Origin of the sequence: Mycobacterium sp. SP-6446 (genome assembly GCF_001954045.1) — a bacterium.
Classification (GTDB): Bacteria; Actinomycetota; Actinomycetes; order Mycobacteriales; family Mycobacteriaceae; genus Mycobacterium.
This window is the reverse complement of the sequence record NZ_MBEM01000104.1, coordinates 1-9281: the sequence shown is the minus strand read 5'-3', so window position 1 is coordinate 9281 and position 9281 is coordinate 1. Positions and strand designations below refer to the sequence as shown.

The following is a 9281-nucleotide window of genomic DNA, read 5'->3' as shown; positions in this document are numbered from 1 at the left end:
TGGCCGGCGACACGATCCACGGCCTGGCTCCGGCGTGGTTGACCGGGCCGGTGCTCGCCGTCACGGTGGTCACCTGGGCAGCGGCCACCCTGTGGATTCCGCCGCTGGTCTACTTCGGTCTGCATCGCATCCGCCGCCGCCCCGAAATGCTGCACTTCGCCGGTGTGTGGTGGGCGTTCGTCTTTCCGCTGGGCATGTACTCCGCGGCCAGTTACAGCATGGCGGCTCAGCTGGGGCAGCGGTCGTTGATCACCGTGTCGCTGGTGTTTTTCTGGGATGCGTTGGCGGCGTGGCTGATTGTCGTCGCGGCCGGGCTGTTGCGCGCTTGGCGCATGTTCGTCAGCCCGCGCGAAGCGTGATCCCGGCCGCGCGCAGTTCGAGTGCGGCCAGCGCGCGAATTGTGACGGAGTCCTCACGGCGCCACCCACCGACCGGATCCGCGCTGACGGAGGCCAGTTTGCGTGGCGGGCGGTTGGTCAGCGCCCGCAACGCCAGCAGTTGCTCGCCGGCCGGGGTGGCGGCCAGGGCGGTCACCGTTCGTTTGCGCCGGAAGAACCGGATCCGCAGCCACAACCAGGGCACGACCGCGATCAGGATGGGGAGGGCGGCGACCGAAATCGCGAGCAGTACCGCGAGCCAGCTCGTCGTGGTGTCCAGGTCGTGGACGGCGCTCGCGATGTCGAGGGCACTGTGGCTGGCAGCGGTCAGCGGCTTGCTTACCGCATCGCCGACCAGCGGAATGTGCTGCGCACCATGGCCGGCAGAGGCCAGGTTGCCCCCGATGCCATGTGCGCCACTTTCGACTTGACGGCCGGCGTCGGCGATGGTCGAGATGGCGTCGTAGACGGCGACCCCGACGAGCAGCCAGCTGACGGTCCACACGACCACGGCGACATCGCTGAACAGTTGAGCAAGAAGCCGGACTGGTCTGGTGGAGTAGGGCAAGAACCGGGATGTCATGACCGAAATTCCAGCACAGCTCCCGGCACGGGGTCGGCCGCGCGGTGCCCGATAGGCTGGCCGGATGCGCCCCGCACTGTCCGACTATCAGCATCTGGCCAGCGGCAAGGTCCGTGAGCTGTACCGCGTCGACGACGAGCACCTGCTGCTGGTCGCGACCGACCGGATCTCCGCATACGACTACGTCCTGGACAGCACGATCCCGGACAAGGGCCGCATCCTGACCGCGATGAGCGTGTTCTTCTTCGACCTCGTCGAAGCCCCCAACCACCTCGCCGGGCCGCCGAATGACCCGCGCATCCCCGACGAGGTGCTGGGCCGCGCGCTGGTGGTGCGGCAGCTCGAGATGCTCCCGGTGGAATGTGTGGCACGCGGTTATCTGACCGGCTCGGGGTTGCTGGATTATCAGGCGACCGGGAAGGTCTGTGGGATCGCGTTGCCGCCGGGCCTGGTCGAGGCCAGCAAGTTCGCCACGCCGCTGTTCACCCCGGCGACGAAGGCCGCACTGGGAGACCACGACGAGAACATTCCGTTCGCCCGGGTGATCGAGATGGTGGGCGCGGTGCGCGCCAACCAGCTGCGCGACCGCACGTTGCGGATCTATGTTCAGGCCGCCGATCACGCCCTGACGAAGGGAATCATCATCGCGGACACCAAATTCGAATTCGGCACCGACGGCGAGGGGAACCTGGTGCTGGCCGACGAAATCTTCACGCCCGATTCCTCGCGGTACTGGCCGGCCAACGACTACCGGGAGGGCGAGGTGCAGACCAGCTTCGACAAGCAGTTCGTCCGCAACTGGCTGACCGGCCCCGAATCGGGCTGGGACCGCAACGGCTCACAACCCCCGCCGCCGCTGCCGGACGACATCATCGACGCCACCCGCGCCCGTTACATCAATGCCTACGAACGGATCTCCGGCATGAGCTTCGACGACTGGATCGGCCCCGGCGCATGACGAATTCCGTTGCACAGACGCCCGCGCCGCCGATCGCCAAGCGGGTGGAGACCCGGCGGGAGCACCACGGGGACGTCTTCGTCGACCCGTATGAATGGCTGCGCGAAAAGGACAACCCTGACGTCATCGCCTACCTCGAAGCCGAAAACGATTACGTCGACCGGGTCACCGCTCACCTTGAACCGTTGCGGCAGCAGATTTTCGACGAGATCAAGGCGCGCACCAAGGAAACCGACCTCTCGGTGCCGACTCGTCAGGGCGACTGGTGGTACTACTCCCGAACCTTCGAGGGAAAGCAATACCGCGCCCAATGCCGTTGCCCGGTGGCCGATCCCGATGATTGGACCCCGCCGGCGCTGGATGAGAACACCGAGATACCAGGTGAAGAGGTGTTGCTGGACTCGAACATCGAGGCAGAAGGCCACGACTTCTTCGCGCTGGGTGCCGCGATGGTCAGCCTGGATGCCAATCTGCTGGCCTACTCCGTCGACGTTATTGGCGACGAGCGCTATACGCTGCGGTTCAAGGATTTACGCACCGGCGAGATGTTCCCCGACGAGATCGCCAACATCGGTGCCGGAGTGACCTGGGCCGCCGACAACCGCACCGTCTACTACGCGACGCTGGACGCGGCGCACCGTCCCGACAAGATATGGCGGTATCGATTGGGCTCCGGCGAGCCGTCGGAGCTGGTGTATCACGAAGCGGACGAACGCTTCTGGCTCGGCGTCGGGCTCACCCGCAGCGAAGCCTACGTGTTCATCGCCTCGGGTTCGTCGATCACGTCGGAGATCCGCTACGCGGACGCCGCCGATCCCCAGGCGCAGTTCACCGTGGTGTTGCCGCGACGCGAAGGTGTCGAGTATTCGGTGGAGCACGCGGTGATCGCGGGACAGGATCGGTTCCTGATCTTGCACAACGACGGCGCGGTGAACTTCACGCTCACCGAGGCACCCGTCGACGCCCCGGCGCAGCAGCGCACACTGATCCCGCACCGCGACGATGTTCGACTCGACGGCGTGGATGCCTTCGCCGATCATCTGGTCGTCAGCTACCGCCGCGAGGCGTTGCCGCGGATCCAGTTGTGGCCCATCGACTCCGGCGCTGGCTACAGCGAGCCCGAAGAGATCTCATTCGAATCCGAGCTGATGTCGTCCGGCCTGGGCGGCAATCCGAATTGGAAGTCGCCCAGACTGCGCATCCGGGCCGGGTCTCTCGTCATCCCGACACGCATCTACGACATCGACCTGGCGACCGGCGAACGCATCTTACTGCGCGAGCAACCCGTGCTCGGCGACTACCGGCACACCGATTACGTGGAGCGCCGAGACTGGGCGCGCGCCGACGACGGCGCCAGGATCCCCGTGTCGATCGTGCACCGCGCCGGTCTCGAATTCCCCGCGCCCACCGTGCTGTACGGCTACGGCGCCTACGAGATTTGCACGGACCCAAGCTTTTCCATCGCGCGGCTCTCGCTACTGGACCGGGGCATGGTGTTCGTAATCGCCCACGTCCGCGGCGGCGGCGAGATGGGCCGGCTGTGGTACGAGCACGGCAAGCTACTCGAGAAAAAGAACACCTTCACCGACTTCGTCGCGGTGGCAAAGCATTTGGTCGACTCAGGTCTGACCCGGCCGCGAGAGTTGGTGGCGTTGGGCGGCAGCGCCGGTGGCCTGCTGGTCGGCGCGGTGGCCAACCTGGCGCCGGATCTGTTCGCCGGAATCCTCGCCCAAGTCCCATTTGTCGACCCGCTGACCACCATCCTGGACCCCTCGCTGCCACTCACCGTCACCGAATGGGACGAATGGGGAAACCCGTTGAGCGACAGCGAAGTCTACGCCTACATGAAGTCCTACTCGCCCTACGAGAACGTCGAGACCAAGCGGTATCCCGCCATCCTGGCGATGACATCGCTCAACGACACCAGGGTCTACTATGTGGAGCCGGCGAAGTGGGTCGCGGCATTGCGGCACGCGAACGCCAACGGCAATCCGGTCCTGCTCAAGACCCAGATGGCGGCGGGCCACGGCGGGGTCAGCGGTCGCTACCGGGCCTGGGAAGAGGCCGCGTTCCAGTACGCCTGGCTGCTAGCCGCTGCCGACGGCGACCGCTATGGCCGCGCCGAGAAAGACGACCTCGATGGCGATGCGCAGGGGTAGCTGCGTCGTCATCGACTTAGGCGGATCGGGCATCCGGGCGGCGTAGACGTTGGCCGGGAACATGACCAGCATCAGCGCCAGCAGGCACAGGGCCGCGGCCATCCGGGTCACCGGAAGCAACAACCCCACGGCGCCCAGCAGCTCGAGCAGGCCGGTGATCGTGACCAGGTAGCCGGGAGCCGGCAACCGGGGCGGCACGATCGCGATCAGGTCGCGGCGCAGCTGCGGCGCGAAGTGGGCGAGCCCCGTCATCAGGAACATCGCGGCCAGTCCGACGGCGACCGCCGCCGCCCAGCTGTTGACGTAGCCGACGCCGAGCCAGCCGATGCACCGAGCGGCGACGGTGCCCACCAGCAGCGTGATCAACGGAGCCATCTCAAGTCCAATCTATTCGCCGGCCGTTTGGCTCGCGGGCCGCTTCGGCAGAAACACCGCCGGGATGACCGTGGACACCACCAACACGACCGCGACGACGAACACCGCCGTATAGGCATGCGAAAGGTCGCGCAGCAGATCGCCCGCGAAGCCCGGGGCGAGGGTCTGCCGGGGTATCGCGGCCGGGTCGACTGGCACCCCGCTGGCGGCGGCCTTCTGTTGCAGGGACGCGAGTTTGTTTGCCGCGGAGATGTTCTCGCTTCGATTGAACTGGTTGGTCAGGATCATCGACATCAGCGCCGTTCCCATCGAGCCGCCCACCTGGTGGCTGACGCTCATCAGCGTTGTGCCCCGGGCAATCTGGTGCGGCGCCAACGCCTGCACGGAGGCAACCGACAGCGGCATCATGGTGCATCCCATGCCCAGGCCCATGATCGCCAATCCGACCAGCAGCGTGGGTAGATACTGCGCCTGCTTGGCCACACCGAAGGCGAAGGTGCCCAGGCCGGCGGTGATCAGCGCGATGCCCACCAACACGACCTTGCCCGGTCCCTGCCGGTCCACGAGCGGCCCGGTCAGGCGCATGGTCAGCATGGCGCCGAGGCCCTGCGGGATCATGTGCGCCCCGGCCTGCATCGGTGACTGATGCAGCACCTGCTGGAAGTAGCTCGGAAGCAGCAGTCCGGCGCCGAAGAAGGCGGTGGCGAAGACGAGCATCGTCACGTTGGCCTGGGTGAGCACCTTGTTCCGGAACAGTCGCAGATCGATGAGTGGGTGGTCCGCGCGGTGCCACGCGTGCAGCACGAACGCGCCGATCAACGCCAGGCCGACGGCCGCCGGTATTAGCACGCGGCGATCGGCGACGGTGCCGCAGCGCGGGATGGACGACACCGCGAAGAGGAACGTCGCGAGGCCCGGCGACAGCAGCAGCACCCCGACCACGTCGAAGGTTTCCGAGCGCGCCGGATGATCACGCGGGAACACGATCGCCGCGAGAACGATGGTCACCAGGCCGATGGGGAGGTTGATCAGGAAGATCCATCTCCAGCTCGAGGTGTCGATGAGCCAGCCGCCCAGGATGGGCCCACCGATGGGGGCGAGCAACATGGGAATGCTCAGGATCGACATGAGGCGGCCGAGCCGCCCGGGGCCCGCTTCGCGGGTCATGATCATGAATCCCAGCGGCATCAGCATGCCGCCGCCGATGCCTTGCGCCACGCGAAACACGATGAGCTGCAGGATGTTTGCTGCCACCGCGCACAGCAGCGAGCCCAGCGCGAAGGCGAGCACGGATCCCATGAAGAGCCGCTTGGTGCCGAATCGGTCGGCGGCCCAGCCCGTTACCGGAATCACGGTCGCCAAGGCGAGCGTGTAGCCGGTCATCGTCCATCCGACGATTGCTTGGGACGAGCCGAATTCGGCGATGAAGGTGCGTTGCGCGACGCTGACGACGGTGACGTCGAGTATCGCCATCACCGTGGCGAGGATGCACACGCCGGAGATCCGCAACAGCCGGGCGTCCAGCTTGTCTGGATAGACATGCACGCCGGCGGCGGGCTGCCGCGTGGGAGTGGTGGTCAGCGGGTCGGCCGCTGCGGAACGGGCCTTCTCCATGGCGTTGCTTAGCATATCGAATCGATTGCCGGCGCCGATGGCCGCGGGCGCCGGCTGCGTCGGGCCCCGAATGCCCCTGACCTGCGTCGCGGCGGACCCGATATACGCCTGCTGTCCGCGTGTCCTTCACCATTCCGACACCTGAGATCGTCAAACTGCAGGTGTGTCTGGAAAATTGATCGTCTCGGTCTCAGGGATAGGGGAGCGCACCCTGGGCGACGTTGAGGCGTTCTGCGCACAAATGGATGCCCGCAACGTGCCGGTGTCGTTGCTGGTGGCCCCGCGGCTGGCCGGCGACTACCGACTCGACCGCGATCCGCGCACAGTCGAGTGGCTGGCCGCGCGGCGCGCCGGGGGCGACGCCATCGTGCTGCACGGCTACGACGACCCGGCCACCAAGAAGCGGCGTGGCGAGTTCGCCATGCTGCGGGCGCACGAGGCCAACCTCCGGCTGACGGCCGCCGACCGGGTGCTCGAGCACCTCGGTTTGCGCACCCGGCTGTTTGCGGCGCCGGGCTGGGTAGTGTCACCGGGCGTGGTGAAGGTGTTGCCGCGCAACGGGTTTCGACTGCTGGCCGATCTGCACGGGATCACCGACCTGGTCCGTCACACCACCGTCCGCACCCGCGTGCTCGGTATCGGAGAGGGCTTTCTGACCGAGCCGTGGTGGTGTCGCATGGTTGTGCTGTCCGCCGATCGCATCTCCCGTCGGGGCGGGATCGTGCGCATCGCGATAGCCGGCCGCCAGTTGCGCAAGCCCGGGCCGCTGCAGGCCGTGCTGGACGCGGTCGACCTGGCCGCGATGCACGGGTGCACACCGACGGTGTACGAATGGCGGTCCAACAAAGCCGTTGTCGACGCCGCGTGACTAAGCCGTCATAAGTCGGCGATGGAGCCGAAGGTGGGGGCGCCGGGCTCGAGCCTGACCCTGGCGGCTCGGGCCACGAAGCTAATGGCGTGGTACCAGCCGCACAAGAAGAGCAGATCGAGCAGGCTGGCGTCGCCGAATTCCCCGCTGAGTCGTCGCCACAGCGCATCGTCGATATCGGCGTGGTCGTGCAGGGCATCCACCGCCCGGATCAGTAGCCGATCGCGATTCTCGGTCCAGCAGTCGTCCTCGTCGTCGCCGGTGACCAGCGAGGCGACCTGCCGCGCATCGAGGCCCACCCGTTCGGCGAAGAATGCGACGTGCACGCCCCACTCGTACTCGCAGCCGCAACGCGCGCAGGTCCGGTTGATCACGATCTCGCGGTCGCGCATCGACAGCGACAGCTGGCGGCTGAGTTCGTAACGACCCCACGTGCCCATTGCCTGCGCCATGGGAAGGTTCCGGACGAAGGTGCGGAAGAGCCCGATCGGTGGAACCCCGGCCGGCATCATCGTCTGCAACTGAGCGTCGACCTCGGAATCGTAGGGCGGGTCGAGCGGCAAGATCCTCGGTGTTACTGTTTCCGTAACCATGACCTCGCAGCGTATGTTACGGAAACCGAAACGTCAACAGCTCCCGCGTCCGGGCCAACCGGTTCGCGGCTCCGATAGCGGACGGCCACTCATGGCCGCCCTCGACCTTCTCGGCCGCCGCTGGTCGCTACGGGTTCTGTGGGAGCTGCGAGACGGCCCGTTGGGGGCTCGTGCGCTCCGTAGCCGCTGCGACGGCATGTCGCCGAGCGTTCTTTACGATCGGCTCGGCGAACTCGCCGCGGCCGGACTGATCGCCAGATCCGACGAGGGGCATTATCAATTGACTCCGATCGGGCGACAGTTGGGCGTGGCCCTCGACCCGCTCGATCAGTGGGCTCGCCAGTGGGCCGAGGAAACTCGCTGAAGAGATGGTGTCCGGGCTCGACCGAGCACGCGGCGAAGCGTATCCCGTTGGGCCACAGGGGATCCGCCGATGACCTTGGTTGCCCCGTCGCGACGTCGACGCCGCGTGACCAAGCCGTCCGCTTAATCGGCCGGCGCGGGGCACTACCCTGTTGCGACATGAGCGATGCTTTCGCGGCCGATGCGATCGTTGTCGGGGCGGGCTTGGCGGGCCTGGTCGCCGCCTGCGAACTGGTGGAACGCGGCTTGCGGGTGCTGATCGTCGACCAGGAGAACAGCGCCAACGTGGGTGGGCAGGCCTTCTGGTCGTTCGGCGGCCTGTTTTTCGTGGACAGCCCAGAGCAGCGGCGGCTGGGCATCCGCGACAGCCACGAGCTCGCATTGCAGGACTGGCTGGGGACGGCGGCGTTCGATCGTGAAGAGGACTACTGGCCGCGCCAGTGGGCGCACGCCTACGTCGATTTCGCGGCCGGCGAGAAACGCAGCTGGCTGCGCGACCGGGGCCTCAAGGTCTTTCCGTTGGTGGGCTGGGCCGAGCGCGGCGGCTACGGCGCACAGGGGCACGGCAATTCGGTGCCCCGCTTTCACATCACGTGGGGCACCGGGCCCGCCTTGGTCGAGATCTTCGCGCGCCGGCTGCGGGATCGCTCGACGGTGCGCTTCGCTCACCGACACCAGGTAGACGAGCTGATCGTCGAGGGCGGCGCGGTGACCGGTGTCCGCGGCACCGTGCTCGAGCCATCACCTGAGCCCCGCGGGGTGCCTTCGTCCCGAAAAGCCATGGGGCAATTCGAGTTCCGTGCGTCGGCGGTGATCGTGGCCAGCGGCGGCATCGGAGGAAACCACGATCTGGTGCGCAAGAACTGGCCCAAGCGGATGGGTCGCGTCCCCGGGCAACTGCTGAGCGGGGTGCCGGCCCACGTGGACGGCAGGATGATCGGAATTTCGCAGCAGGCCGGCGCGCGGGTGATCAACCCCGACCGGATGTGGCACTACACCGAGGGCATCACCAACTACGACCCGATCTGGCCGCTGCACGGCATCCGGATCATCCCCGGCCCATCTCCACTGTGGCTGGACGCGTCGGGCAAACGGCTGCCGGTTCCGCTGTATCCCGGGTTCGACACCCTCGGCACGCTGGAGTACATCACCAACTCCGGATACGACTACACCTGGTTTGTGTTGAACGCCAAGATCATTGAGAAGGAATTCGCGCTGTCCGGCCAGGAGCAGAACCCCGACCTCACCGGGCGGAGCGTAAGGGAGCTGCTGCGCAACCGGGCCAGCTCCGGCGCGCCCCGGCCGGTGCAGGCCTTCGTCGACCGAGGCGTGGACTTCGTCAGCGCAAACTCGTTGCGCGAGTTGGTGACCGGGATGAACAAGCTGCCCGA

Annotated in this window: 9 protein-coding genes and 1 pseudogene; 6 read left to right on the top strand and 4 right to left on the bottom strand. The window is 66.9% G+C overall.

Translation table 11 applies throughout. The annotated features are described in order from the left end of the window. Window positions 1-359 (top strand): annotated as a pseudogene (locus tag A5736_RS08810) (C4-dicarboxylate ABC transporter); the annotation flags it as partial. On the opposite strand, the gene A5736_RS08805 reads toward A5736_RS08810, so the two are convergent. Beyond that, window positions 340-960, bottom strand: coding sequence for a hypothetical protein (locus A5736_RS08805; protein WP_076245663.1), 621 nt, complete (start codon window positions 958-960; stop codon window positions 340-342). The pseudogene A5736_RS08810 and the gene A5736_RS08805 overlap by 20 nt on opposite strands. A gap of 64 nt (window positions 961-1024) precedes the next feature. Between A5736_RS08805 and A5736_RS08800 the strand changes: the two genes are divergently transcribed. Both A5736_RS08800 and A5736_RS08795 read left to right on the top strand, forming a co-directional pair. After that, entirely contained in the window at window positions 1025-1918 is an 894-nt protein-coding gene (locus tag A5736_RS08800; protein WP_076245661.1) for a phosphoribosylaminoimidazolesuccinocarboxamide synthase, read from the top strand. Continuing rightward, window positions 1915-4077: a S9 family peptidase gene (locus A5736_RS08795; RefSeq protein ID WP_076245660.1), complete on the top strand. Its 2163-nt coding sequence runs from the start codon at window positions 1915-1917 to the stop codon at window positions 4075-4077. Before A5736_RS08800 ends, A5736_RS08795 begins: the two co-directional genes overlap by 4 nt. Here A5736_RS08795 and A5736_RS08790 read toward each other — a convergent pair. Then, window positions 4006-4452, bottom strand: coding sequence for a DoxX family protein (locus tag A5736_RS08790; protein ID WP_076122662.1), 447 nt, complete (start codon window positions 4450-4452; stop codon window positions 4006-4008). The genes A5736_RS08795 and A5736_RS08790 overlap by 72 nt on opposite strands. A 12-nt stretch (window positions 4453-4464) precedes the next feature. Continuing rightward, window positions 4465-6081, bottom strand: a complete 1617-nt coding sequence (locus A5736_RS08785; protein ID WP_076245658.1) for a DHA2 family efflux MFS transporter permease subunit — start codon at window positions 6079-6081, stop codon at window positions 4465-4467. Window positions 6082-6229: 148 nt separating this feature from the next. On the opposite strand from A5736_RS08785, the gene A5736_RS08780 reads away from it, so the two are divergent. Next, a complete protein-coding gene (locus tag A5736_RS08780; protein ID WP_076245657.1) occupies window positions 6230-6934 on the top strand; it encodes a DUF2334 domain-containing protein in 705 nt (234 codons plus the stop codon). Between the two features lie 8 nt (window positions 6935-6942). Here A5736_RS08780 and A5736_RS08775 read toward each other — a convergent pair whose 3' ends face one another. Then, on the bottom strand, window positions 6943-7527 hold the full coding sequence (locus A5736_RS08775) for a carboxymuconolactone decarboxylase family protein (protein ID WP_076245655.1): 585 nt from the start codon (window positions 7525-7527) through the stop codon (window positions 6943-6945). A 91-nt stretch (window positions 7528-7618) separates the two neighbouring features. On the opposite strand from A5736_RS08775, the gene A5736_RS08770 reads away from it, so the two are divergent. Beyond that, window positions 7619-7891 (top strand): helix-turn-helix domain-containing protein, encoded by a 273-nt coding sequence (locus A5736_RS08770; protein WP_233147958.1) that lies wholly within the window; start codon window positions 7619-7621, stop codon window positions 7889-7891. Between the two features lie 158 nt (window positions 7892-8049). Further along, on the top strand, window positions 8050-9281 hold a 1232-nt coding region (locus tag A5736_RS08765), incomplete at its 3' end, for an FAD-binding dehydrogenase (protein ID WP_076245654.1).

Excerpts from the sequence above, each read along its gene's own strand:
- A5736_RS08770 (WP_233147958.1), top strand. The coding sequence starts at position 7,619 with ATGGCCGCCCTCGACCTTCTCGGCCGCCGCTGGTCGCTACGGGTTCTG.
- A5736_RS08800 (WP_076245661.1), top strand. The coding sequence starts at position 1,025 with ATGCGCCCCGCACTGTCCGACTATCAGCATCTGGCCAGCGGCAAGGTC.
- A5736_RS08805 (WP_076245663.1), bottom strand. The coding sequence starts at position 960 with ATGACATCCCGGTTCTTGCCCTACTCCACCAGACCAGTCCGGCTTCTT.
- A5736_RS08795 (WP_076245660.1), top strand. The coding sequence starts at position 1,915 with ATGACGAATTCCGTTGCACAGACGCCCGCGCCGCCGATCGCCAAGCGG.
- A5736_RS08775 (WP_076245655.1), bottom strand. The coding sequence starts at position 7,527 with ATGGTTACGGAAACAGTAACACCGAGGATCTTGCCGCTCGACCCGCCC.
- A5736_RS08790 (WP_076122662.1), bottom strand. The coding sequence starts at position 4,452 with ATGGCTCCGTTGATCACGCTGCTGGTGGGCACCGTCGCCGCTCGGTGC.
- A5736_RS08785 (WP_076245658.1), bottom strand. The coding sequence starts at position 6,081 with ATGCTAAGCAACGCCATGGAGAAGGCCCGTTCCGCAGCGGCCGACCCG.